Source organism: Pseudomonas sp. SORGH_AS_0199, assembly GCF_031453735.1.
Classification (GTDB): Bacteria; Pseudomonadota; Gammaproteobacteria; order Pseudomonadales; family Pseudomonadaceae; genus Chryseomonas; species Chryseomonas aestiva.
Genome location: NZ_JAVJAE010000001.1, coordinates 4854327 through 4878122, shown reverse-complemented (window position 1 = coordinate 4878122; position 23796 = coordinate 4854327). Strand labels below are relative to the sequence as shown.

Genomic DNA, 23796 nt, shown 5'->3' with positions numbered 1-23796 from the left:
CCGTGATAGCTCGTGGCGCCCTGCTGAAGGGGCGTCGCTTCAAGAGGTTTGGAAATGGCTGAACGTCTGAACAACGACTTCCAGTTCATCGAGGTCGGTCGCAAGGATCCGAAGAAGAAGCTGCTGCGCCAGCGCAAGAAGGAATTCGTCGAGATCCACGATCCCTTCAAGCCCCAGCAGGCCGCCGAGCAGGCGCACCGCTGCCTGGGTTGCGGCAACCCCTATTGCGAATGGAAGTGCCCGGTGCACAACTTCATTCCCAACTGGCTCAAGCTGGTCTCCGAAGGCAACATCCTGGCGGCGGCGGAGCTGGCGCACCAGACCAACACCCTGCCCGAGGTCTGTGGCCGGGTCTGCCCGCAGGATCGGCTCTGCGAGGGCGCCTGTACCCTCAATGACGGTTTCGGCGCGGTGACCATCGGTTCGGTGGAGAAATACATCACCGACACCGCCTTCGCCATGGGCTGGCGCCCGGACATGTCCAAGGTCAAGCCGACCGGAAAGCGCGTCGCCGTGATCGGTGCCGGTCCGGCCGGCCTGGGCTGTGCCGACATCCTGGTACGCAACGGCGTGACCCCGGTGGTGTTCGACAAGCATCCCGAGATCGGTGGCCTGCTGACCTTCGGCATCCCCGAATTCAAGCTGGAAAAGACCGTGCTCAGCCGCCGCCGCGAGGTCTTCGGCGGGATGGGTGTGGAATTCCGCCTCAACACCGAGGTGGGCAAGGACGTGACCATGGACCAGTTGCTCGAGGAATTCGATGCGGTCTTCCTGGGCATGGGCACCTACACCTACATGAAGGGCGGCTTCCCTGGCGAAGACCTGCCCGGCGTGCACGACGCCCTGGATTTCCTGGTGGCCAACGTCAATCGCAACCTGGGTTTCGAAAAGGATGCGGCCGACTTCGTCGACATGAAGGGCAAGCGCGTGGTGGTCCTGGGCGGTGGTGACACCGCCATGGACTGCAACCGCACCTCCATCCGCCAGGGCGCCAAGAGCGTGACCTGCGCCTACCGCCGCGACGCCGCCAACATGCCGGGCTCGCGCAAGGAAGTGAAGAACGCCAAGGAAGAGGGCGTGAAGTTCCTCTTCAACCGCCAGCCCATCGCCATCATTGGCGAAGACAAGGTGGAAGGCGTCAAGGTGGTGGAGACCCGTCTGGGCGAGCCCGATGCCCGTGGTCGCCGCAGTCCCGAGCCGATTCCCGGTTCCGAGGAAATCCTGCCGGCCGATGCGGTGGTCATCGCCTTTGGTTTCCGCCCGAGTCCCGCGCCCTGGTTCGAGCAGTTCGGCATCGATCTCGACAGCCAGGGGCGCGTGGTCGCGCCAGGGCTGCACGAATTCAAGCACCAGACCAGCAATCCGAAGATCTTTGCCGGTGGCGACATGGTGCGTGGCTCCGACCTGGTGGTGACCGCCATCTTCGAAGGCCGCAACGCCGCCGAGGGCATCCTCGACTACCTGGGCGTCTGAGCCCAGGCCGCTGGACAGGAGCCGACCGGTGCAAGCCGGTCGGCTTTTTTGTTGCTGAAAGATTATCGAGGTCATGGCGGTTCGCCGATGCGACCGCTCCTGCCTGGCATGACGCTCTTGTAGGAGCGGTCGCTACGGCGCACCGGCATGGCCGCGATTAGCTCGTTGAATCCGTCCTCTCGAGGGTGGCTGTAATGTGCTGGGCTCGACGGTGGGTAAGGCCGCGCCGTTACCCACCCTACGGCTTCACGCCGCCACCGATGCGTAGGGTGGAAAACCGCACAGCGTTTTCCACGCGGCTATCCCTTGCCAGTCACAACCGCCACCCCATCGCCCCGATAGACAAAAGGCACGACCCGCTGCCGTGCCTTTTGCCAGCCGCTTTGCGACAATGCCGGCACTTTTGCTGCCGGATGTCGCCATGACTGCCCTGAAGAACGACCGTTTCCTGCGTGCCCTGCTCAAGCAGCCGGTGGACGTCACCCCGGTGTGGATGATGCGCCAGGCCGGGCGCTATCTGCCCGAGTACCGCGCCAGCCGGGCCCGCGCCGGGGACTTCATGAGTCTGTGCAAGAACCCACAATTCGCCTGCGAGGTGACCCTGCAGCCGCTGGAGCGCTATCCGCTGGATGCCGCCATCCTCTTTTCCGACATCCTCACCATCCCCGACGCCATGGGTCAGGGCCTCTATTTCGAGACCGGCGAGGGGCCGCGCTTTCGCAAGGTGATCGACACGCCTGCCGACATCGAGGCGCTGCCGATCCCCGATGCCGAATCCGACCTGGGCTATGTGATGGACGCCGTGCGCACCATCCGCACGGCGCTGGACGGCCGGGTACCCCTGATCGGCTTTTCCGGCAGCCCCTGGACCCTCGCCACCTACATGATCGAAGGCGGCTCCAGCAAGGATTTCCGCAAGGCCAAGGCCATGCTCTACGACACCCCCGAGGCCCTGCACCTGCTGCTGGACAAGCTGGCCCAGGCGGTCACCGCCTACCTCAACGGCCAGATCCGCGCCGGCGCCCAGGCGGTGCAGATCTTCGATACCTGGGGCGGCAACCTGTCCGCCGCGGCCTACCAGGAATTTTCCCTGGCCTACATGCGCAAGATCGTCGCCGGGCTAATCCGCGAGCATGAAGGGCGCCAGGTACCGGTGATCCTCTTCACCAAGAATGGCGGTCTCTGGCTGGAAAGCCTGGCCGACAGCGGGGCCGAGGCCCTGGGCCTGGACTGGACCTGCGACATCGGCGAAGCGCGCCGCCGTGTGGGTGCCAAGGTTGCCCTGCAAGGCAACATGGACCCCAGCGTGCTCTACGCCAAGCCGTCGGCCATCCGCGCCGAGGTTGGGCGCATCCTGGAAAGCTACGGCCAGGGCAGCGGCCACGTCTTCAACCTGGGCCATGGCATCACCCCCGAGGTGGATCCGGCCCATGCCGGTGCCTTCATCGAAGCCGTCCACGAGTTGTCGGGGCGCTACCACCAAGGCTGACTGTGCCGGGATCGGCACGACCGGTCCCAAGTCGAGCGAGCGGGGCGTGGCCGGTTACGGCATAGTCGGGGTTTTCCCGACGGAGCGCCGCCATGGCCCAGATGACCCCGGAAGAACTGCAGCACCTGGCCGAAGAGGTGCTCGCGGCCCATGGCTTCAGTCAGCCGCAGGGCGCGGCCATCGCCGCCATGATGGTGGCCGGCCAGCGTGACGACTGCGCCTCCCATGGCATCTATCGGCTCCTGGGCATCGTCAAGACGCTCAAGGCCGGCAAGGTGGTGGCAGATGCCGAGCCTCGCGTCGAAGACGTGGCACCGGCCATTGTCCGGGTCGATGCCGGGGGCGGCTTCTCGCCGCTGGCCTTTCATACGGGTCTGCCGCTGCTGGAAGCCAAGGCGCGCAAGTGCGGTCTGGCAGCCCTGGCGATCAACAACTGCGTGCACTTCTCGGCGCTCTGGGTGGAGATGGAAGCCCTCACCGCCAGGGGCCTGGTGGCCTTGGCCTGCAATCCGACCCAGGCCTATGTCGCCCCGGCCGGTGGGCGTCGTCCCCTGTTCGGTACCAATCCCATCGCCTTCGGCTGGCCACGGCCGGAAGGGCAGCCCTTCGTCTTCGACTTCGCCACCAGCGCCGTTGCCCGCGGCGAAATCGAATTGCATCGACGCGCCGGCAAGGCCCTGCCCGAGGGCTGGGGGGTGGATGCCGAGGGTGCTCCCAGCAGCGATGCCCGCACCGTGCTGGAGGAGGGCGCCATGCTCACCTTTGGTGGCCACAAGGGCTCGGCGCTGTCGGCCATGATCGAATTGCTCGCCGGTCCCCTGATCGGCGATCTCACCAGTCCGGAGTCCTCCGTGGTCGACGCCGGCGCGGGCGGGTTGCCCTATCACGGCGAACTCATCCTGGCCTTCGATCCCCAGCGCTTTCTCGGCGCCGCAGTGGCCGACTATCAGCAGCGCGCCGAGCAGCTGTTCGCCGGCATCGAGGCCCAGGGCGCCCGCCTGCCGTCGCAACGGCGCTATCAGGCACGGACTCGTAACACCACTCGTGGCTGGGTGGAGGTGCCGGACGAACTCCTGGCCGACGTCCGGGCCCTGCTGCCCGGCTGAGTCGGGACGCGATCCGTATCACCTGGAGGAGACTGCGACAACGCGGTCTCTGAACCCCGCCCCGGACGCACGGTCCACGACTGGCCCCCTTAGTGCCAGCCTGGGTCTTCATGTACGCCGACGACACCGATCGCCCTCACCACCGCGGCCTGTTGCTGCTGAGCATCACCCTGATGGTGCTGGTGTACTTTCTCGACAACCTGTCGATCGCCCTGGCCAACCGCTATGTCTACGGCGGCCTGGGTATCGACCCGCGCAGCTACACCCTGGCCACGGCCTGCTACAGTGCCGCGGTCATCGTCACCAGTGCCCCGCACCAGTGGTTCGCCCAGCGCCTGGGCTATCGCAACCTGATCTTCACCGCCGTCGGCATCCACCTGGTCGGCCAGGTGTGCTGCCTGGTGGCCACCGATCTGCCGACCTTCATCGTCGGGCGAGTACTGATGGGCGCCGGCGCCGCCACCTTCTTTGCCGGGGCACGGGTACTGGTGCAGATGTATTTCTCCGGTTCCCAGTTGCCGACCGGGATCCGCGCCTTCGCCTCCGGCGTGCCCCTGGGTGGTGCGCTCGCGTCCTTTACCACTGCGGAATTACTGGAAGGTCATCAGTGGCGCGCCATCTTCATGGTGCCGGCGCTGGCCTGCGCGCTGGTGGCGGTGTGCGTCTGGCTGTCGCTGCCGCGGCGCTCCCATCCGCTGCAGAATTCCGGAGCGCCTTCGCTGCTGTCCATGGTGTTGCTGGCGGTGGGCAGCCTGCTGCTGACCACCACCACCCAGCGCCTGGCCTTCGACTTCTTCAGCGACGGGCTGTGGCTGGCCCTGGAGCTGCTGCTGGGAACGGCCATCCTCGGACTCTATGTCTACTACGAGCGCGGCCTGGCGCGGCCGACGCTGGACTTCAAGCACGCCATCACCCCGGGCTTTCTCGCCGGCATGCTGTTCATGATGCTCAACTACTTCCTGCTCGGCGCCTACAACTTCATCATCCCCCAGTACGTGGTCAACGGCCTGCAACTGCCGGTCTATACCGCCGGGGGCGTCATGGCGCTGGGCTGGCTGTGCGGTCTGGCCCCGCTGCTGATGATCACCTCGGTGCGGCTGCGCGAGCGCTTTCCCTGGGGCGGCTTTCGCAAGTACCTGGTGGCGGGCTATCTGCTGCTGGCCGGCTACGGCTTCTGGATGGTGCGCCAGCACGCCGACGTGCCCCTCTACCAGCAACTGGTCCCGGGGCTGATGATGCATGGCACCTACCTGATCGGCACCTTCGCGGTGATCATCATGTACACCTTCATGCGCGTCGAGCCGGCCTATTTCAGCCAGGCCTACCAGATCAAGAACATGACCCAGCAACTGGTCATGCCCATGGGCATCGTGCTCTCCAACGTCTTCCTGCAGTGGCGCGACGCCTTTCACGCCGCGGTGCTCAGCGCCGCGGTCAATCCCTATGCGCAGACCTACCAGGCCTATGGCGAACGCTATCGGCAAGCCACCGGCGCCGACAGCGCCCTGGCGCAGATCTCCAGTCTGGTCACCCGCCAGAGCCAGGTGCTGGGCTATCTCGACTATTTCTGGCTGGTCGGCTGGATCGGTCTGGCACTGGCCCTCTACATGGCCGTGCAACGGCATTTTCGCTGAGGCGCGACGTTTGCCGGCCCTTAAGCCGACGTTCAGCTAGCGACCACCATAATGCGGGCTTTTGCAGGTCGCGGCAGCTGTCGGGCGCCTGCGCCGGTCGGCCGCGCCCCAGTCGGTCCGGAGCTTGCATTGCTGGGCTGTCGGGCTTTGTGGAACAATGCGGGCAACGACATTTTTCAAGGGTGGCAGCCGTGATCGACGCTGATGGTTTTCGCCCCAATGTCGGCATCATTCTCGCCAACGATGCCGGCCAAGTACTGTGGGCTCGCCGCATCAATCAGGATGCCTGGCAGTTCCCCCAGGGTGGGATAGATGACCGGGAAACGCCCGAAGAGGCGCTGTACCGGGAGCTGAACGAAGAAGTGGGGCTGAGCCCCGATGACGTCCGCATCCTGGCCTGTACCCGGGGCTGGTTGCGCTATCGTCTGCCGCAGCGCATGGTGCGCACCCACAGCCGTCCGCTGTGCATCGGCCAGAAGCAGAAGTGGTTTCTGCTGCGGCTGACCGCGGAAGAGCAGCGGGTGCGGATGGATGTGACGGGCAAGCCGGAATTCGATGGCTGGCGCTGGGTAAGCTACTGGTACCCACTGGGCCAGGTGGTGACCTTCAAGCGAGAGGTCTATCGGCGGGCGCTCAAGGAGTTGGCACCCCGCTTGCTGGCCTGATTACCGGTACGGCCGGTGCGAAAGAGGTGAGGAGAAGCTGTGGTCATGCAGGATGAACGACACGTGATGCACGCCGGCGGCTCCGCCGGGCGTCGGCTGCGGAGGCGCTAGATGCTTGCAGTTCTGCGCAAGATCGTCCAGGAGGTCAATGCCGCCAAGGATCTGGGGTCGGCACTGTCCATCATCGTGCAGCGCGTCCGCGCGGCCATGCAGTCGCAGGTCTGCTCCGTCTATCTGCTGGATCCGGATACCAACCGTTTCGTGCTTATGGCCACCGAAGGCCTCAACAAGAAGTCCATCGGTCGCGTCAGCATGGCCCCCAACGAGGGCCTGGTCGGCCTGGTCGGGACCCGCGAAGAGCCGCTCAATCTCGAAGACGCCGCCAGTCACCCGCGCTTTCGCTACTTTGCCGAGACTGGCGAAGAACGCTATGCCTCCTTTCTCGGCGCGCCCATCATCCACCACCGGCGCGTCATGGGCGTGCTGGTGGTGCAGCAGAAGGAGCGTCGCCAGTTCGACGAGGGTGAGGAGGCCTTCCTGGTGACCATGAGCGCCCAGCTCGCCGGGGTGATCGCCCATGCCGAGGCCACCGGGACCATCCGCGGGCTGGACCGGCAGGGCCGGGGTATCCAGGAGGCCCGTTTCGTCGGCATCCCCGGTTCGCCCGGGGTGGGCGTCGGCAAGGCGGTGGTGGTCCTGCCACCGGCCGACCTGGAAGTGGTCCCGGACAAGACCGTGACCGACATCGACGCCGAGTTGCAGCTGTTCCGCACCGCCATCGAAGGCGTACGGGCGGACATGAAGGCGCTGTCCAAGCGCCTGTCCACCCAGTTGCGCAAGGAAGAGCAGGCGCTGTTCGACGTCTATCTGATGATGCTCGACGACGCCGCCCTCGGTAACGAGGTGACCACCATCATCAAGAGCGGCCAGTGGGCCCAGGGTGCCTTGCGCCAGGTGGTGATGGAGCACGTCCAGCGCTTCGAGCTGATGGACGACGCCTATCTGCGCGAACGCGCCGCCGACGTGCGCGACCTCGGTCGCCGGTTGCTGGCCTATCTGCAGCAGGCCCACCAGGCCTGCCTGATCTATCCGGAAAACACCATCCTGGTCAGCGAGGAGCTCTCGCCGGCCATGCTCGGCGAGGTGCCCGAAGGGCGCCTGGTCGGCCTGATCTCGGTGCTTGGCTCGGGCAACTCCCACGTCGCCATCCTGGCGCGCGCCATGGGCGTGCCCACCGTCATGGGCGCGGTGGATCTGCCGTATTCCAAGGTGGACGGCATCGACCTCATCGTCGATGGCTACCACGGCGAGATCTTCACCAATCCGTCGCCGACGCTGATCAAGCAGTATGGCGACGTGGTGGAAGAGGAGCGCCAGCTGACCCAGGGCCTCGACGCCCTGCGCAGCCTGCCCTGCGAGACCCTCGACGGTCACCGCATGCCGCTGTGGGTCAACACCGGCCTGATGGCCGACGTGGCCCGTGCCCAGCAGCGCGGCGCCGAAGGGGTCGGGCTGTATCGCACCGAAGTGCCCTTCATGGTCAACGAGCGCTTTCCCAGCGAGAAGGAACAGCTCTCCATCTATCGCGAGCAGCTGGCCGCCTTCCATCCGGCGCCGGTGACCATGCGCACCCTGGACGTCGGCGGGGACAAGGCGCTGTCCTATTTCCCGATCAAGGAAGACAATCCCTTCCTCGGCTGGCGCGGGATCCGCGTCACCCTGGACCATCCGGAAATCTTCCTGGTGCAGACCCGCGCCATGCTCAAGGCCAGCGAAGGCCTGAACAACCTGCGCATCATGCTGCCGATGATTTCCGGTGTGCACGAGGTGGAGGAGTCCCAGCATCTGCTGCACCGCGCCTGGTGCGAGGTGCGTGACGAAGGCGTCGACATTCCCATGCCGCCGGTGGGTGTCATGGTCGAGGTCCCCTCGGCGGTCTACCAGGCCCGTGATCTGGCGCGCCAGGTGGACTTCATCTCGGTGGGTTCCAACGACCTGACCCAGTACCTGCTGGCGGTGGATCGCAACAACCCGCGGGTGGCCGATCTCTACGACTACTTCCACCCGGCGGTGTTGCAGGCGCTGCAACAGGTAGTGGACGGCGCCCATGCCGAAGGGGTGCCGGTCAGCATCTGCGGCGAGATGGCCGGCGATCCGGCGGCGGCGGTGCTGCTCATGGGCATGGGCTTCGATACCCTGTCGATGAACGCCACCAACCTGCCCAAGGTGAAGTGGCTGCTGCGCCAGGTCACCCTGGAAAAGGCCCGCGAGCTGGTGCAGCAGATGCGCCAGATCGACAATCCCCAGGTCATCCACAGCGCCCTGCACCTGGCCTTGCGCAATCTCGGACTGGGCCGGGTGATCAACCCGGCAGCCAGCGTCCAGAGCTGAGCGTGTCAGGCGGGAAGGCTGCTTCCCGCCTGACAGGTAGCGGCGTACCATGCCGCCTCTTGCGCCCGAGGTGATGATGGATCTCTTGCTCTTCCTGGTGCTCGGCGCCTGCGCCGGGCTGCTGGCCGGTCTGTTCGGGGTCGGCGGTGGCCTGATCATCGTGCCGGTGCTGGTCTACAGCTTTACCGCCAAGGGCCTCGATCCGGACATCCTCACCCACCTGGCGGTGGGCACCTCGCTGGCCACCATCGTCTTCACCTCGCTGAATTCCGTCTGGGCCCACCATCGACTCGGCGCCGTGCGCTGGCGGCTGTTCGCCTGGATGGCCCTGGGCATCGTCTTCGGCAGCGCCTTGGGCGCCCTGACCGCCGCTGCCATCCATGGCCCGCTGCTGCAGAAGATCATCGGCACCTTCGCCATTCTCATTGCCCTCCAGCTGGCGCTGGACCTGCGCCCCAGGCGCCAGGCCGGCGAGCCCGGCAAGCCGACGCTGACGGTGGCGGGGGTGGTGATCGGCTGGGCCTCGGCGATCTTCGGCATCGGCGGCGGCTCGCTCACCGTGCCCTTCCTGGTCTGGCGTAGCCTGTCGATGCAGCAGGCGGTGGCCACCTCGGCGGCCTGTGGCCTGCCCATCGCCCTGTCCGGGGCGCTGTCCTTCATCCTGGTCGGCTGGCAGCAGCCGGGTCTGCCCGCCTGGAGTCTGGGCTATGTCTATCTGCCGGCCGTGCTGGGCATCGCCCTGACCAGCATGTTCTCGGCCCGTTTCGGTGCGCGACTGGCCCATCGCCTCTCGCCCCGGCTGCTCAAGCGCCTGTTCGCCCTGCTGCTGTTCGGCGTCGGTCTCAACTTCCTACTCTGATCCCTTTCAAGGAGGCACCATGCTGCCGTATCCGCAAATAGACCCGGTGGCCCTGTCGCTGGGGCCGCTGAAGATCCACTGGTACGGCCTCATGTACCTGGTGGGGATCGGCGGCGCCTGGTGGCTGGCCAAGCGTCGGCTCAATCGCTTCGATCCGCGCTGGACCAGCGAGACGCTGTCGGATCTGGTGTTCTGGGTGGCGCTGGGGGTCATCGCCGGGGGGCGACTCGGCTACGTGCTGTTCTACAACCTGGCGGAGTACATCGCCAATCCGACGCTGATCTTCGAGGTCTGGAAGGGCGGCATGTCCTTCCACGGCGGCCTGCTCGGGGTGATCCTGGCGGTCTGGTGGTTCGGCAAGCGCCACAACAAGGGCTTCTTCGAGCTGATGGACTTCATCGCGCCGCTGGTACCCATCGGCCTCGGTGCCGGTCGCATCGGCAACTTCATCAACGCCGAGCTCTGGGGCAAGCCTACCGATGTCCCTTGGGCGATGATCTTCCCGCCCTACAGCGATCCGGCCCAGCTGCCGCGCCATCCGTCGCAGCTCTATCAGTTCGCCCTGGAAGGCGTGGCGCTGTTCGTCATTCTCTGGCTGTACTCGCGCAAGCCGCGGCCGACCATGGCCGTGTCCGGCCTGTTCGTGCTCTGCTACGGCATCTTCCGCTTCATCGTCGAATTCGTCCGGGTGCCCGACGCCCAGCTCGGCTATCTGGCCTGGGGCTGGCTGACCATGGGGCAGGTACTCTGCGTACCCATGGTGCTCGGCGGTGTCGCGCTGATGGTCTATGCCTACCGCCGTGCGCCGCAGCCGGTCGTCCGCGCCGAATGACGTCTGGGGGCCGCCCGCATGACAAGTGCGGGCGGCCTGTTATAGTTCAGGGACCACCATTACAACCGCGCAAGGGATCAGCCGTATGAATCCGTTCCGTAGCCTGGCCGCCGTGCTGGCGCTGGCCCTGACGATGCAGGTCCTGCCGGCGCAGGCACAGCAGGCCCAGGGTGACGTCACCGAATATCAGACCGCCGACCAGGCGTTCGGTGAAGCCCAGGCTCCCGCCGCCTTTTCCATGATCGGCGATCTGCTGATCGCGCGACCGCTACTGATCGCCGCCACCGTGATCGGCGCGGGCGCGTTCGTGGTCAGTCTGCCGTTCACCGCCGCCGGCGGTAACATCGGCAAGGCCGGCAAGGCGCTGGTGGTCGAGCCGGGCAAGGCGGCCTTCGTGCGCTGCCTGGGCTGCACCCAGAGCGGATACGGGCGTACCGAATAGGCCCTGGCGCCAGGCCAGGTCGCTTAGGCCTGGCCGCTGATCTTCAGATACTTGTCGTGCAGCTGCTCCTTGGTCTCGACATGGTTCTCGTCGAGGGGGATGCAGTCCACCGGGCAGACCTGCTGGCACTGGGGTTCGTCGTAGTGGCCCACGCACTCGGTGCACAGGTTCGGATCGATCACATAGATCTCCGCACCCTGGGAGATGGCGCCGTTCGGGCACTCGGGCTCGCACACGTCGCAGTTGATGCAATCGTCGGTAATGATGAGGGACATCGTCGGCTCCACGCCGCGCGAACGCGCAGCGATCCAAAAGTCAGGCGCGCATTTTGCCCCATCCGCGCGCCGGCTGCACCCGACAGTCCTTGGGGTTAATCAGCTGGCCGGGGCAAAACGCTCCAGCAGCGCCTGATGCACGGTGGGATGGACGAACTTGGTCACGTCACCGCCGAGCGCCGCGATCTCCCGCACCAGGGTGGAGGACAGGTAGGAATAGTGTTCCGACGGGGTCAGGAACATGCTTTCCGCCTGGGGCGCGAGCACCCGGTTCATGTTGGCCAGCTGGAATTCGAATTCGAAATCCGACACGGCGCGCAAGCCGCGCAGGATGATGGTCGCCTGCTGCTGCTCCACCAGGGTGGCCAGCAGGCAGCTGAAACCGATCACCTCGACGTTGGGCAGGTGCGCGGTCACCGCCTTGGCCAGCTCGACCCGGCGCTCCAGCGGAAACAGCGGATTCTTCTTGGGGCTGGCCGCCACCGCCACCACGACTTCGTCGAACAGCCGCGAGGCGCGCTCCACCAGATCGCCATGGCCCTTGGTGATGGGGTCGAAGGTGCCGGGGTATAGCACTCGGTTCATGACGCTGTCCTGGGGGCGAAGCTGTTGGGGCTTGGATGGTAGCTCAGGGGCGGAGTGAGGCCAAGGCGACAGCCGCCGGGATCGCCGACCCGTGGGCGTTTATCGGCCGGATGGCGCTGCCCGCTGGCTGACCAGCCAGTCGGGGATGCGTCTTTCCAGATAGTAGTCCGGATCGCGGAAGGCGCCGCCGACGAAACCCACGTGGCCGCCGTGGGGCAGGCGCTCGAACAGGGTATCGGGCGCCAGTTCGGCGCGGGCGGGCAGGGCGTCGGTGCCGATGAAGGGATCGTCCTCGGCCTGGATCAGCAGGGTGGGGATGCGGACTCCCCCCAGGTAGTAGCGACTGGAGGCCTGGCGGTAATAGTCCCGGGCATCGCGAAAGCCGTGCAGGGGCGCGGTGTAGCGGTCGTCGAAGTCCCAGAAGGTCTTGAGCCCCTCGGGCGGCCCCAGGCGTGCGAGGATCTCGTGCTGCTCGGGGTGGCGCTCGCGGTCGAACAGCGCTTGCTTGTCGCGCACGTAGCGCGCCAGTTCACGGATGAAGTGCCGCTGGTAGATGCGCGAGAAGCCGAGGCCGATGCGATCGGCGCAAAGGTCCAGACGAAAGGGCACCGAGACCGCGGCTGCGGCGGTGAGACCACTGTCCGCGCCGCGCTCACCGAGATACTTGAGCAGCACATTGCCACCCAGGGAAAAGCCCACCGCATACAGCGGCGCGTGCGGACGACTGGCCTGCAGATGGCGCACCACTGCCGCCAGGTCTTCGCTGACGCCGGAGTGATAGCCGCGCGGCAGGCGGTTGGGTTCGCCGGAGCAGCCGCGCCAGTTGAGGCCGACGCTGGCCCAGCCGCGGGCGGCGAGGGCGAATTGCAGGCCGAGTACGTAGTGGGAGCCGGAGCTGCCGGTGAGGCCGTGGGCGATCAGCACCAGCGGCGCGCGCGGATTCTCGGCGTGGTACCAGTCCAGATCGAGGAAGTCGCCATCCTCCAGCCACAGCCGCTCCCGCGGCCGGGTGATGGGTGGCAGGCGGCGCCACAGCGAGCCCCAGAGGGTCTGCAGGTGCGGGCCGGGCAGCCAGCGCGCCGGGCGAAAGGGTGCGCTGTTCACGCCTGGCGGCGCCAGAGGGCGTAGTGGACGTTGCCGGTCTTCTTCTCGCGGTGCAGCTGCCAGGTCGCGGGCAGGGCCAGGCGCGAGGGCTGGGTCTCGCTCTCGGTGTAGATCCAGGCGTCCGCGGCCAGCCAGCCCTGGGCCTCCAGAGCCGCGCAGGCCGGCTCCAGCAGGTCCTTGGCAAAGGGCGGATCGAGAAACACCAGGTCGAAGGGCGTCGCCGCCGGCTTGGCCAGCGCCTGCAGGGCGTCGGTCTGGCGCACCTCGGCGTGGGCGCAGCCGAGGGCCTGCAGATGGCCGCGCAGGGCATTGGCGGCCTGGGCATTGAGGTCGAAGGCCAGCGCCGGGCCGGCGCCGCGGGACAGGGCTTCCAGCAGCAGGGCGCCACTGCCGGCGAAGGGATCCAGCACCCGCGCGCCCGGGGTGACGGCGGCCAGCCAGTTGAACAGGGTCTCGCGGACCCGGTCCGGGGTGGGTCTCAGGCCCAGGGCATCGGGAAAGACGAAGCGCCGGCTGCGCCAGTCGCCACCGATGATGCGCAGTTGGTTGGCGGTTTTCTGGGCCATGCTAGTGCTCCGGAACGCCGCTGGGCGGCAGGTTGGGAAGAGGGCGGGGTGGCGGCAGCGGCTGCTGGGCGACCCGTGGGCCGGCGCTGACCACGACGAGCCTTTCCGGGTCCAGATGGCGCCGCAGGGCGGCATGCACCTGTTCCACCGTCAGGCGGCGGACCTGCTGGAGGAAGTCGTCCAGGTAACTGCTGGGCAGGTCGTAGAAGCCGATGTTGCCCAGTTGGGCGACGATGGCGCCGTTGCTGGCGTTGGCCAGCGGGAAGCTGCCTTCGATCTGCCGCTTGGCGCGGTCCAGTTCGGCCTGGGTGGGGCCCTGGGCCAGGTAGTCGCGCAGCAGTTCGCGGACCAGCGCCAGGGTGGCATCGCCCAGTTCGGCGCGGGTCTGCAGGCCGATGGTGAAGGGACCGGGCTGACGCATGGGGGTGAAGCCCGAGCTGACGCCGTAGGTGAGACCACGGCGTTCGCGCAACTCGGTCATCAGCCGACTGCCGAAGCCGCCGCCACCGAGGATCTGGTTGCCGACGAAGAGGGCGGCGTAGTCGGGATCGCGGCGGGTGATGCCGAGTTGGCCGAGCAGCAGACGCGTCTGCTGGGCCGGGACCTCCAGCTGCACCACTGCCGGTGCGGCAGGCGCTGGCACCGGCAGTGGCGGCAGGGCCGGACCGCGGGGCAGGGCGCGCGACAGCCGGGCGGCGATCTGTTCGGCGCGCGTTCGATCCAGGTCGCCAGTGAGGGCGATCACCGCATTGCCGGCGGCATAGGCACGGGCATGGAAGGCCCTGAGGCTGGCCGCATCGAGAGGGGTCACTCCGGCTGCGGTGCCCCGTGGCGAATGGGCATAGGGGTGATTACCGTAGAGACGCTCCTGCAGGGCTTCGCCGGCCAGGCTGGCCGGTTCGCGGCGGCTGGCGGCGATCAGCGTCAGCAACTGGTCACGGATGCGCTGGATGGCCTCGGCGGGAAAGGTCGGGCGACCGACCACCTCGGCCAGCAGCGCCAGGGCCGGTTCGCTGTGGGCCGGATCGGCGAGGGTGCGCAGTCCGACCACCGCCTGATCACGATAGGCGCCATTGCTGAAATCGGCGCCCAGGCGCTCGAAGCCGTCGGCGATGGCGCCGGCATCGCGTCCCGGGGTGCCTTCGTTGAGCAGGCCGTTGGTCAGCATGGCCAGACCCGGGGTGGTGCCGTCCTGGCTGCTGCCGGCGGCGAAGATCAGGCGCACGTCGAACATCGGCAATTCCGGCGCCGGCACGAACAGCACCTGAGCGCCCTCGGCGGTGCGCCAGCGCTGGATGTCCAGCTGGCGACCCAGGGGCGGTGCGTCCTTGAGCGTCCTGAGGCTGTCCACGGCGGGATAGGCGCGCGCCAGGTCGCCGACCGGAGTAGGGGACTGGCAACCGGCGAGCAGGCACAGCGACAGCCAGAGCAGCGGCTTCATGGACGATTCTCCGCGGTGGCTGCGGGCTTGAGCTGGGCCAGGGTCAGGCGCTCGCGGGTGAAGTAGGTGCGCGCCACCCGGCGCAGGTCGTCGGGGGTGACCCGGCCCAGTTCGTCAAGCAGCCGATCGCCCTGACGCCAGCCGAGGCCGACGCTTTCCAGCTGACCGATGCTGCTGGCCTGGGCGGTGATGGAGTCGCGGCCATAGACCAGCCCGGCCACCAGCAGGGCGCGGACCCGGGCCAGCTCCTCGGTGCTGGGCGGCTCGCGCTTGAGCAGGTCCAGTTGCGCCCAGAAGGCCGCTTCCAGCTGGTCGAGGGTCTTGCCGCGCTGGGTGTTGGGGGTGCCACTGAGCAGGAAGAGGCTGTCGCCACGGGTGTAGGCACCATAGGCGGCGCGCACGCTGCTGGCCACTTCCACGCCGCGTTCGAGACGGCTGGGCAGGCGCGCCCCCGAACCGCCGCCGAGCAGGGCGGCCAGCAGTTGCAGCGCGTAGGCATCGCGCGGCTGGGCGGCGGTGGCCAGGCTGGGCACGTTGAAGCCCATCAGCAGGCTGGGCAGTTCGCGGGCCTGCAGGTCCAGGCGGCGCTCGCCCGGCGCCAGCAGTTCCAGCGGGCGGCGCGGCGCGGGCAGGTCGCTGCGCGGGAGAGTGCCGAACCAGCGCTGCACCTCGGCATGGATCGCCTGGGGGTTGACGTCACCGACCACCACCAGGGTGGCGTTGTTGGGCGCGTACCAGGTCTGGTACCAGCGGCGCAGGTCATCCACGCCGAGGCGCTGCAGGTCCTGGGGCCAGCCGATGGTGGGATTGCGATAGCCGCTGGCCGGGTAGGCGGCGGCCTTGAAGCGCTCGAAGGACAGTGCCTCGGGGCGGTCGTCGGTGCGCAGCCGGCGTTCCTCCTTGATCACCTCCAGCTCGCGACTGACCTCGTCGGGCGCCAGCCGCAGGTGCTGCATGCGATCGGCTTCCAGCTCCAGGGCCACCGGCAGGCGATCACGGGCGAGCAGCTGGTAATAGACGGTGTAGTCGTCGGTGGTGAAGGCATTTTCCTCGGCGCCCAAGTCGCGCAGCAGGTGCGAGGCCTCGCCGGCGTCAAGCTTGCGACTGCCCTTGAACATCAGGTGTTCCAGGGCATGGGACAAGCCGGTCGCACCGGGCGCCTCCAGGCTCGAACCCACGCGGTACCAGAGTTGCACCACGGCGACCGGCGCCCGGTGATCTTCGCGGACCACCAGCTTGAGGCCGTTGTCGAGGGTGAATTCCTCGGTGTTCTGCCGGTTGGCCGTGGCCAGGGCGAGGGTGGGGAGCAGGCTGAGCAGGACGACCAGGGCGGTCCGACGGGAGCGGGAGGCGGACATCGCGAGAGCAGGCCTTGTAGCGCAGTAGGGGACGAAGCGGCTGCGTCCTGGGGACGGTCGCGCGTTTTTCGCCGACGGGGAGGTCTTCCGCCCGGCAGGCTGCTAGGATACGCATCCCTTTTCCCGACGGCCATGCCTGACGGTCGAGCCCCGCCTGGCGGAGCTCCCGCAGCCGGTTCGTCCGTTCGATACAGAGCCCCGCATGTTTGGATCCGACGACAAGAAGTCTCCCCCCACGGAGAAGAAAGGCCTGTTCGGCTGGTTCCGCAAGAAGACTGCCGAACCCGTAGAGACGCCTGCCGAAGCCCCCGCGCCCGACGCCGAGGCGCGCCTGTCCGAGCCGCTGGCCAGTGAGCCGGTGCAGCACCCGGAGCCGGTGCCCGAACCGCCGGAGGCGATCCCCTCGCTGACCCCGGTGCCGGTCGCCGAAGAGGAGGCGCCGTCGCCGGTGGCGCTCACGGCGCTGGTCGAGCCGCTGGTGGCCGATCCCATCGTGCCGCCGGTCGAGGTCGAGCCGGTGATGGCGCCCGAGGTGGAGCCCGACCCGGTGGCCGTGCCGGTCACACCGCTACCTCCGGTTGTGCCGGCGCCCGCTCCTGAGCCTGCTCCCGCCCCGGTCGTACCGGTAGCGCCCCTTGCTCCGGTCCGTTCCGAGCCCGCGGTGGTGGCGCCCGAGCCCGAACCTGCTCCGCCAGCCGTCGCCGCCACGCCGACCGAACCCGCCAAGCTGGGCTTCTTCGCCCGCCTGCGCCAGGGCCTGTCCAAGACCAGCGCCAGTCTCGGCGAGGGCATGGCCAGCCTGTTCCTCGGCAAGAAGGTCATCGACGACGACCTGCTCGAAGAGCTGGAGACCCGCCTGCTGACCGCCGACGTCGGCGTCGAGGCCACCGGCGTCATCATGCGCAACCTGACCCAGAAGGTGGCACGCAAGCAGCTGGCCGACAGCGAGGCGCTCTACCAGGCGCTGCAGCAGGAGCTCACCGAGATGCTGCTGCCGGTGGAACAGCCGCTGGTGATCGATACCTCGCACAAGCCCTACGTCATCCTGGTGGTCGGCGTGAACGGCGCCGGCAAGACCACCACCATCGGCAAGCTGGCCAAGCGGCTGCAGAACGACGGCAAGAAGGTCATGCTGGCGGCCGGCGATACCTTCCGCGCCGCGGCGGTCGAGCAGTTGCAGGTCTGGGGCGAGCGCAACCGCATCCCGGTGATCGCCCAGCACACCGGCGCCGATTCCGCCTCGGTGATCTTCGATGCGGTCCAGGCCGCCAAGGCCCGCGGCATCGACGTGCTGATCGCCGACACCGCCGGCCGCCTGCACACCAAGGACAACCTCATGGAAGAGCTGCGCAAGGTGCGCCGGGTGATCGGCAAGCTGGACGCGGCGGCGCCCCACGAGACCCTGCTGGTGCTGGACGCCGGTACCGGCCAGAACGCCCTCAACCAGGCCAAGCAGTTCCACAATGCGGTGCCCCTGACCGGCCTGGCGCTGACCAAGCTCGATGGTACCGCCAAGGGTGGGGTGATCTTCGCCCTGGCCAAGCAGAGCGCCCTGCCGATCCGCTATGTCGGCGTCGGCGAAGGCATCGACGACCTGCGGCCCTTCGAGGCGCGGCCCTTCGTCCAGGCCCTGTTCGCGGAGCGGGGCGTCTCATGATCCAGTTCGACCGCGTCTCCAAGCGCTATCCCAACGGTCACGTCGGCCTGCAGGAACTGAGCTTCCGTGCCGAACGCGGCGAGATCCTCTTCGTCACCGGTCATTCCGGCGCCGGCAAGAGCACCCTGATGCGGCTGATCCTGGCCATGGAAAGGCCCACCGGCGGCAAGCTGACCCTGGCCGGCCAGGACATCTCGCGCATTACCAATGCGCAGATTCCCTTTCTGCGCCGGCAGATCGGCGTGGTCTTCCAGAACCACCAGCTGCTCCATGACCGCACCGTGTTCGACAACGTCGCCCTGCCGCTGCAGATCCTCGGCCTGTCCAAGCCCGAGATCGCCAAGCGCGTGGCCGCGGCGCTGGAGCGGGTCAGCCTCAAGGACAAGCTCGACGACTATCCGGCGGAGCTGTCCACCGGCCAGCAACAGCGGGTCGGCATCGCCCGCGCCGTGGTGCATCGGCCGGCCCTGCTGCTCGCCGACGAACCCACCGGCAACCTCGATCCGCGCCTGGCCTCGGAGATCATGGGCGTCTTCGAGGACATCAACAGTCTCGGCACCACGGTGCTGATCGCCAGCCACGACCATGCGCTCATCGCCCGCCTGCACCATCGCATGCTGACCCTGCAGCGCGGTCGCCTGATCGGTGACGAAGAGGAGAGCCAGTCATGAGTGGCAACGAACTGCCCCGTGGCCAGGAACAGGGCGGCAAACCCCAGCGTCCGCAGCGCCAGGCCCCGCAGAAACCCAAGAGCGACTGGCGCAGTCCGCTGCATGCCTACCTCGAAGCCCACCGCACCGGCCTGAGGGACAGCCTCAGGCGCATGGTGCAGCAGCCCATAGGCACCTTCCTTACCTGCCTGGTGATGGGCATCGCCCTGGCGCTGCCCATGGGCGTGTCGCTGCTGCTGAAGAACGTCGAGCGACTCGGCGGGTCCTGGCAGCGCGCGGCGCAGATCTCGGTGTTTCTCGACCTGCGCACCGGTCAGGACCAGGCCGAGGTGCTGATGAGCCAGATCAAGGTCCTGCCCGATGTGGCCAAGGCGCGCTGGATCAGTCCGGACGATGCCCTGAAGGAGTTGCAGCAGGATGCCGGCCTGGGTGAGGCGCTGCGCGAATTGCCGCAGAATCCGCTGCCCGGCGTCATCGCCGTGACGCCCAGGGAAATCGACAAGAGTCGTCTCGACATGCTGCGCAGCCAGCTGACCGAGATGAACGGCGTGCAGCAGGTGCAGCTGGACATGCAGTGGGTCGAGCGGCTCACCGCCATCCTCAAGCTCGGCGAGCGCTTCGTCTTCGGCCTGACCGTGGTGCTGGTGATCGCCTTGCTGCTGGTGATCGGCAATACCATCCGCCTGGCCATCGAGAATCGCCGTACCGAGATCGAGGTGGTCAAGCTGGTGGGTGGCACCGACGGCTATGTGCGCCGGCCCTTCCTCTACATGGGCGCGCTGTTCGGCCTGGGCGCCGGCATCGCCGCCTGGGCCCTGCTGGTGTTCGGCCTGAGCTGGCTCAACGCCGCAGTGCTGGATCTGGCCGGCCTCTACGGCAGTGATTTCGCCCTGGGCAGCGTCGCCGTCGAGGACGGGCTGCAGCTGCTGATCGGCGCCGTGCTGCTCGGCTACATCGGCGCCTGGCTGGCGGTTGCCCGCCACCTGCGCGAACTCGCTCCGCGCTGACGAACGGCCGTTTCCGAAACCTGCGGAAACGGTCTAAACCCCTGATGGCACAAGCATTTCGCGGTGGTTTTCAGCTGGGGTTAAGGGAACCTCGGCTAGTCTGGCGCTGTCCAAAAAATCAGTGCTAGACTGCCCAGTGCTTAGTGAATCGGAGGATTCGCATGACCACTTCGTTGCAACCTGTTCCCACATTGGTTCCCGGCGCCAGCCTGGAAGCCTATGTGCATTCGGTGAACAGCATTCCGCTGCTCACGCCGGAGCGGGAGCGTGAACTGGCTGAGCGCCTCTTCTACAAGGAAGACGTCGAGGCCGCCCGGCAGTTGGTGCTCGCGCATCTGCGTTTCGTGGTGCATATCGCCAAGAGCTATTCCGGCTATGGTCTGGCCCAGGCCGACCTGGTCCAGGAAGGCAATGTCGGCCTGATGAAGGCCGTGAAGCGCTTCAATCCCGAAATGGGCGTACGCCTGGTGTCCTTTGCCGTGCACTGGATCAAGGCCGAAATCCACGAATTCATCCTGCGCAACTGGCGCATCGTCAAGGTCGCCACCACCAAGGCGCAGCGCAAGTTGTTCTTCAACCTGCGCAGTCAGAAGAAGCGACTGGCCTGGCTGAACAACGACGAGGTCCATCGCGTGGCCGAAACCCTGGGTGTCGAACCCCGGGAAGTGCGCGAGATGGAAAGTCGTCTGACCGGGCATGACATGGCCTTCGACCCGGCCAGCGATGCCGATGACGATGCGGCCTATCAGTCGCCGGCCCAGTATCTGGAAGACAGCCGTTACGATCCGGCGCGTCAGCTGGAGGAAGCCGACTGGACCGACAGTTCCACGGCCAATCTGCACGAGGCCCTGGAGCATCTGGACGACCGCAGCCGCGATATCCTCTACCAGCGCTGGCTGGCCGAGGAAAAGGCGACGCTGCACGAGCTGGCGGCCAAGTACAACGTCTCGGCGGAGCGTATCCGTCAGCTGGAAAAGAACGCGATGAACAAGCTCAAGGGCAACATCGCCGCCTGATCCGGTCGCTGACCAAAGACCGCACCTCCGGGTGCGGTTTTTTTATGTCCGAAAATCCTTACCCTGTTGTGGACGGACCCAGCGTATCGCGGCCATGGGGCATCAAGGCACGACCGCATCAATCAACTTGAGCCGGTAGAGTGGAAAACCGCGCAGCGTTTTCCAGTTGCCTGGCTACCGCTCGGTCATCTGCCTGAGATAGTCGCTACCGCCCAACTGGCGCTCCTGCTGGCGGATCCAGGCGGCGCGTTCGGCGACGTAGGCGCTGGGGCGACTCGGGCTCCATTCGCGGGGATTGGGCAGCACGGCGGCCAGCAGGCTGGCCTGGCGGTCGGAGAGGTAGGGCGCGCCTATGCCGAAATGGTGACGGGCCGCGGCCTCGGCGCCGAACACGCCGTCGTCCCATTCCACGCTGTTGAGATAGACCTCGAGGATGCGCTGCTTGGACCAGAAGGTTTCCAGCAGCACGGTGAACCAGGCTTCGAAGGCCTTGCGCAGATAGCTGCGGCCGCTCCAGAGAAAGAGGTTCTTGGCGGTCTGCTGGCTGATGGTGCTGGCGCCGCGCAGGGAACCACCGGCTTCGTTGTGGCTGAAGGCCTGGCGGATCGCTGCCATGTCGAAGCCCCAGTGCTCGGCGAAGTGCTGGTCTTCACCGGCGATCACCGCCATCTTGAGATCGTCCGGCAGCTCCTTCCAGGGTCGCCAGTCGCGCTGCAGATCGATGGGCTTGCCGTCGATCCAGGACTCGACCTTGCGCTCCACCATCAGCATGCTGCCCGGCGGCGGCACCCAGCGCAGGATCAGCACCAGAGCGGCGCTGAGGACGACGAACCAGAGGGCGATACGCAGGAGACGGCGGAGGAGGGTGAGCAGCATCGGCTTGGTCTTTGGCGGTTAGCGGGCCATTATAACCAGCGCTTCTCTTCCATCGCCCGGTAAAACCCATGTTGCGTCTCTTCCTGCTGTTCGCCGCCCTGGCCGGCTTCACCGGTGTCGGACTCGGCGCCTTCGCCGCCCATGGACTCAAGGGCCGACTGACCGCCGACTACCTGGCCGTGTTCCAGACCGGTGTGCTCTATCAGCTCATCCATGCCCTGGCGCTGTTCGGCGTCGCCCTCTTGTCGCTGCACTTCCAGGGGCGCCTGGTGGCCTGGGCCGGTGGCTTTTTCATCGCCGGCATCCTGCTGTTTTCCGGCAGCCTCTATCTGCTGACGCTGACCGGCATCGCGCGGCTGGGCATCATCACTCCCTTCGGCGGGCTGTGCTTTCTCGCCGGCTGGGCCTGCCTGGCCATCCTCGCCTGGCGACTGAGCAGTCTCTGACCGCGCACTGGCCGTCGTTCCCGGCCCAGCGCCGCTGCAATGCACGCCCGACCGGCGTAGAATGCCGGCTCACCCCGTGACGATGCCTTTGCCATGCAGATTCTGTTGAACGGCGAATCCCTTGAATTGCCGGACGGCGCCACCGTCGCCGACCTGCTCGTGCGTCTCGACCTGACCGGGCGGCGGGTAGCGGTGGAACGCAACCTCGACATCGTGCCGCGCAGCCAGCACGCCACCACCGCCCTGGTGGACGGCGACCGGCTGGAAGTGGTCCACGCCATCGGCGGCGGCTAGCCGCGCAAGAGGAATCCAGATGAAAGACACTCCCTTTACCCTGGCCGGGCGCACCTATGAGTCGCGCCTGCTGGTCGGCACCGGCAAGTACCGCGATCTCGAAGAGACCCGCGTGGCCATCGAGGCCTCCGGCGCCGAGATCGTCACCGTGGCGGTGCGCCGTACCAACATCGGCCAGACGCCCGGCGAGCCCAATCTGCTCGACGTGATCTCGCCCGAGCGCTACACCATCCTGCCGAACACCGCCGGCTGCTATGACGCGGTGGAAGCGGTACGCACCTGCCGCCTGGCGCGCGAGCTGCTCGACGGTCACAACCTGGTCAAGCTGGAGGTCCTGGCCGACCAGAAGACCCTGTTCCCCAACGTCATCGAGACGCTCAAGGCTGCCGAGACGCTGGTCGCCGATGGCTTCGACGTCATGGTCTACACCAGTGACGATCCCATCGTCGCCCGCCAGCTGGAGGCCATCGGCTGTATCGCCGTCATGCCGCTGGCCGGTCTGATCGGCTCGGGCCTGGGCATCTGCAATCCCTACAACCTGCGCATCATCCTCGAAGAGGCCAAGGTGCCGGTGCTGGTGGATGCCGGGGTGGGTACCGCCTCAGACGCCACCATCGCCATGGAACTGGGTTGCGAAGCGGTGCTGATGAACAGCGCCATCGCCCATGCCCGCGAGCCGGTGCTGATGGCCGAAGCCATGAAGCACGCCATCGTCGCCGGTCGCCTGGCCTATCTGGCCGGGCGCATGCCGCGCAAGCTCTATGCCACGGCCTCCTCGCCGCTGGACGGCCTGGTCAACTAGGACCTGGCGCCTTCCATCACGCGCCCGGCCTCTGCCGGGCGTCTCTTTTTCCCACTATCGATAACGCCATGACCGATCATCAAGACGACCAGACCCCCGACCGCCCCCGGCGCACCATCAAGAGCTTCGTGATGCGCGCCGGCCGCATGACCGAAGGCCAGCAACGCGGTCTCGACCAGGGTTGGCCACGCTTCGGTGTGGAGCTGACCGACGGCCTGCAGGATTTCGACCAGGTGTTCGGGCGCCAGGCGCCACGTACCTTCGAGATCGGTTTCGGCATGGGCCATTCCACCCTGGAAATGGCCGCCGCCGCGCCCGAGCAGGATTTCATCGGCGTCGAGGTGCATCGCCCGGGCGTGGGCGCGCTGCTCAATGGCGCCATGACCCAGGGCCTGACCAATCTGCGGGTCTACAGCTGCGATGCCCTCGAGGTGCTGCGGCAGTGCGTGGCCGATGCCAGTCTGGACCGGGTGCTGCTGTTCTTTCCCGATCCCTGGCACAAGAGCCGTCACCACAAGCGCCGTATCGTCCAGCCGGCCTTCGCCGAACTGGTCCGGCAGAAGCTCAGGGTCGGCGGGGTGCTGCACATGGCCACCGACTGGCAGGCCTATGCCGAGCACATGCTCGAAGTCATGAACGCCGCCCCGGGTTACCGTAACCTCGGCGACGCCTCGGGCTATGTGCCGCGCCCCGAGGAAAGACCCATCACCAAGTTCGAACGCCGTGGCGAGCGACTAGGGCATGGCGTCTGGGATCTCAAGTTCGAACGCCAGAGCTGACCGTGTATCTCTGACGAATCGATCTTGA

Annotated in this window: 24 protein-coding genes; 17 read left to right on the top strand and 7 right to left on the bottom strand. The window is 67.0% G+C overall.

The genetic code is table 11. From position 1 onward, the window contains the following. Positions 1-54 precede the first annotated feature (54 nt). From QE444_RS22790 to QE444_RS22750, 9 genes are all read left to right on the top strand, one after another. Positions 55-1473: an FAD-dependent oxidoreductase gene (locus QE444_RS22790; protein WP_133861485.1), complete on the top strand. Its 1419-nt coding sequence runs from the start codon at positions 55-57 to the stop codon at positions 1471-1473. A 421-nt stretch (positions 1474-1894) separates the two neighbouring features. Further along, positions 1895-2962 (top strand): uroporphyrinogen decarboxylase, encoded by a 1068-nt coding sequence (gene hemE / locus QE444_RS22785; protein WP_273861871.1) that lies wholly within the window; start codon positions 1895-1897, stop codon positions 2960-2962. 92 nt (positions 2963-3054) lie between these two features. After that, positions 3055-4068, top strand: coding sequence for an Ldh family oxidoreductase (locus QE444_RS22780; protein WP_273861870.1), 1014 nt, complete (start codon positions 3055-3057; stop codon positions 4066-4068). A gap of 110 nt (positions 4069-4178) precedes the next feature. Then, complete coding sequence (locus QE444_RS22775; protein WP_285387735.1) at positions 4179-5702, top strand: MFS transporter; 1524 nt, start codon at positions 4179-4181, stop codon at positions 5700-5702. A gap of 191 nt (positions 5703-5893) precedes the next feature. Next, positions 5894-6367, top strand: coding sequence for an RNA pyrophosphohydrolase (locus QE444_RS22770; RefSeq protein ID WP_007161635.1), 474 nt, complete (start codon positions 5894-5896; stop codon positions 6365-6367). Positions 6368-6478: 111 nt separating this feature from the next. Continuing rightward, a complete protein-coding gene (gene ptsP / locus QE444_RS22765) occupies positions 6479-8758 on the top strand; it encodes a phosphoenolpyruvate--protein phosphotransferase (protein ID WP_133861481.1) in 2280 nt (759 codons plus the stop codon). Between the two features lie 76 nt (positions 8759-8834). Beyond that, complete coding sequence (locus tag QE444_RS22760; protein WP_285387832.1) at positions 8835-9617, top strand: sulfite exporter TauE/SafE family protein; 783 nt, start codon at positions 8835-8837, stop codon at positions 9615-9617. A 19-nt stretch (positions 9618-9636) separates the two neighbouring features. Then, on the top strand, positions 9637-10449 hold the full coding sequence (gene lgt / locus QE444_RS22755; RefSeq protein ID WP_280308684.1) for a prolipoprotein diacylglyceryl transferase: 813 nt from the start codon (positions 9637-9639) through the stop codon (positions 10447-10449). 85 nt (positions 10450-10534) lie between these two features. Beyond that, positions 10535-10891, top strand: coding sequence for a multidrug transporter (locus QE444_RS22750; protein WP_133861480.1), 357 nt, complete (start codon positions 10535-10537; stop codon positions 10889-10891). Between the two features lie 23 nt (positions 10892-10914). Here the strand turns inward: QE444_RS22750 and QE444_RS22745 are convergent, their stop codons facing one another. The 6 genes from QE444_RS22745 to QE444_RS22720 form a co-directional block, all read right to left on the bottom strand. Beyond that, positions 10915-11166, bottom strand: a complete 252-nt coding sequence (locus tag QE444_RS22745; protein ID WP_007161640.1) for a YfhL family 4Fe-4S dicluster ferredoxin — start codon at positions 11164-11166, stop codon at positions 10915-10917. A 99-nt stretch (positions 11167-11265) separates the two neighbouring features. After that, complete coding sequence (coaD, locus tag QE444_RS22740; RefSeq protein WP_145007602.1) at positions 11266-11751, bottom strand: pantetheine-phosphate adenylyltransferase; 486 nt, start codon at positions 11749-11751, stop codon at positions 11266-11268. A gap of 99 nt (positions 11752-11850) precedes the next feature. Then, complete coding sequence (locus QE444_RS22735; protein ID WP_285387748.1) at positions 11851-12855, bottom strand: hydrolase; 1005 nt, start codon at positions 12853-12855, stop codon at positions 11851-11853. Further along, positions 12852-13421, bottom strand: a complete 570-nt coding sequence (rsmD, locus tag QE444_RS22730; protein ID WP_187980370.1) for a 16S rRNA (guanine(966)-N(2))-methyltransferase RsmD — start codon at positions 13419-13421, stop codon at positions 12852-12854. Before rsmD ends, QE444_RS22735 begins: the two co-directional genes overlap by 4 nt. 1 nt (position 13422) lies before the next feature. Beyond that, positions 13423-14862: a pitrilysin family protein gene (locus tag QE444_RS22725; RefSeq protein ID WP_285387750.1), complete on the bottom strand. Its 1440-nt coding sequence runs from the start codon at positions 14860-14862 to the stop codon at positions 13423-13425. Then, positions 14859-16220, bottom strand: coding sequence for a pitrilysin family protein (locus tag QE444_RS22720; RefSeq protein WP_285387752.1), 1362 nt, complete (start codon positions 16218-16220; stop codon positions 14859-14861). The genes QE444_RS22725 and QE444_RS22720 overlap by 4 nt, the downstream gene beginning before the upstream one ends. Before the next feature lie 202 nt (positions 16221-16422). Between QE444_RS22720 and ftsY the strand changes: the two genes are divergently transcribed. The 4 genes from ftsY (at position 16423) to rpoH (ending at position 20571) form a co-directional block, all read left to right on the top strand. Beyond that, positions 16423-17877 (top strand): signal recognition particle-docking protein FtsY, encoded by a 1455-nt coding sequence (gene ftsY / locus QE444_RS22715; protein ID WP_285387754.1) that lies wholly within the window; start codon positions 16423-16425, stop codon positions 17875-17877. Then, complete coding sequence (gene ftsE, locus QE444_RS22710) at positions 17874-18548, top strand: cell division ATP-binding protein FtsE (RefSeq protein WP_183633667.1); 675 nt, start codon at positions 17874-17876, stop codon at positions 18546-18548. Before ftsY ends, ftsE begins: the two co-directional genes overlap by 4 nt. Further along, a complete protein-coding gene (gene ftsX, locus QE444_RS22705) occupies positions 18545-19555 on the top strand; it encodes a permease-like cell division protein FtsX (RefSeq protein ID WP_285387759.1) in 1011 nt (336 codons plus the stop codon). Before ftsE ends, ftsX begins: the two co-directional genes overlap by 4 nt. Before the next feature lie 161 nt (positions 19556-19716). Continuing rightward, the gene (rpoH, locus tag QE444_RS22700) at positions 19717-20571 is read left to right on the top strand and encodes an RNA polymerase sigma factor RpoH (RefSeq protein WP_064309252.1); all 855 of its coding nucleotides are present in this window, start codon (positions 19717-19719) and stop codon (positions 20569-20571) included. Between the two features lie 174 nt (positions 20572-20745). Here the strand turns inward: rpoH and mtgA are convergent, their stop codons facing one another. Continuing rightward, entirely contained in the window at positions 20746-21447 is a 702-nt protein-coding gene (gene mtgA, locus QE444_RS22695; protein WP_285387761.1) for a monofunctional biosynthetic peptidoglycan transglycosylase, read from the bottom strand. Positions 21448-21515: 68 nt separating this feature from the next. Here mtgA and QE444_RS22690 point away from each other — a divergent pair, with 68 nt between their 5' ends. The 4 genes from QE444_RS22690 to trmB all read left to right on the top strand — a co-directional run bounded on the left by QE444_RS22690 (position 21516) and on the right by trmB (position 23768). Further along, positions 21516-21893 carry a DUF423 domain-containing protein gene (locus QE444_RS22690; RefSeq protein WP_133861469.1) on the top strand — a complete coding sequence of 126 codons (378 nt, stop codon included), beginning with the start codon at positions 21516-21518 and terminating at the stop codon, positions 21891-21893. A gap of 93 nt (positions 21894-21986) precedes the next feature. Further along, a complete protein-coding gene (gene thiS, locus QE444_RS22685) occupies positions 21987-22187 on the top strand; it encodes a sulfur carrier protein ThiS (RefSeq protein ID WP_017640999.1) in 201 nt (66 codons plus the stop codon). 19 nt (positions 22188-22206) lie between these two features. Further along, positions 22207-22989 (top strand): thiazole synthase, encoded by a 783-nt coding sequence (locus QE444_RS22680; RefSeq protein ID WP_133861468.1) that lies wholly within the window; start codon positions 22207-22209, stop codon positions 22987-22989. Between the two features lie 68 nt (positions 22990-23057). Continuing rightward, positions 23058-23768 carry a tRNA (guanosine(46)-N7)-methyltransferase TrmB gene (gene trmB / locus QE444_RS22675; protein ID WP_285387767.1) on the top strand — a complete coding sequence of 237 codons (711 nt, stop codon included), beginning with the start codon at positions 23058-23060 and terminating at the stop codon, positions 23766-23768. Positions 23769-23796: the final 28 nt, after the last annotated feature.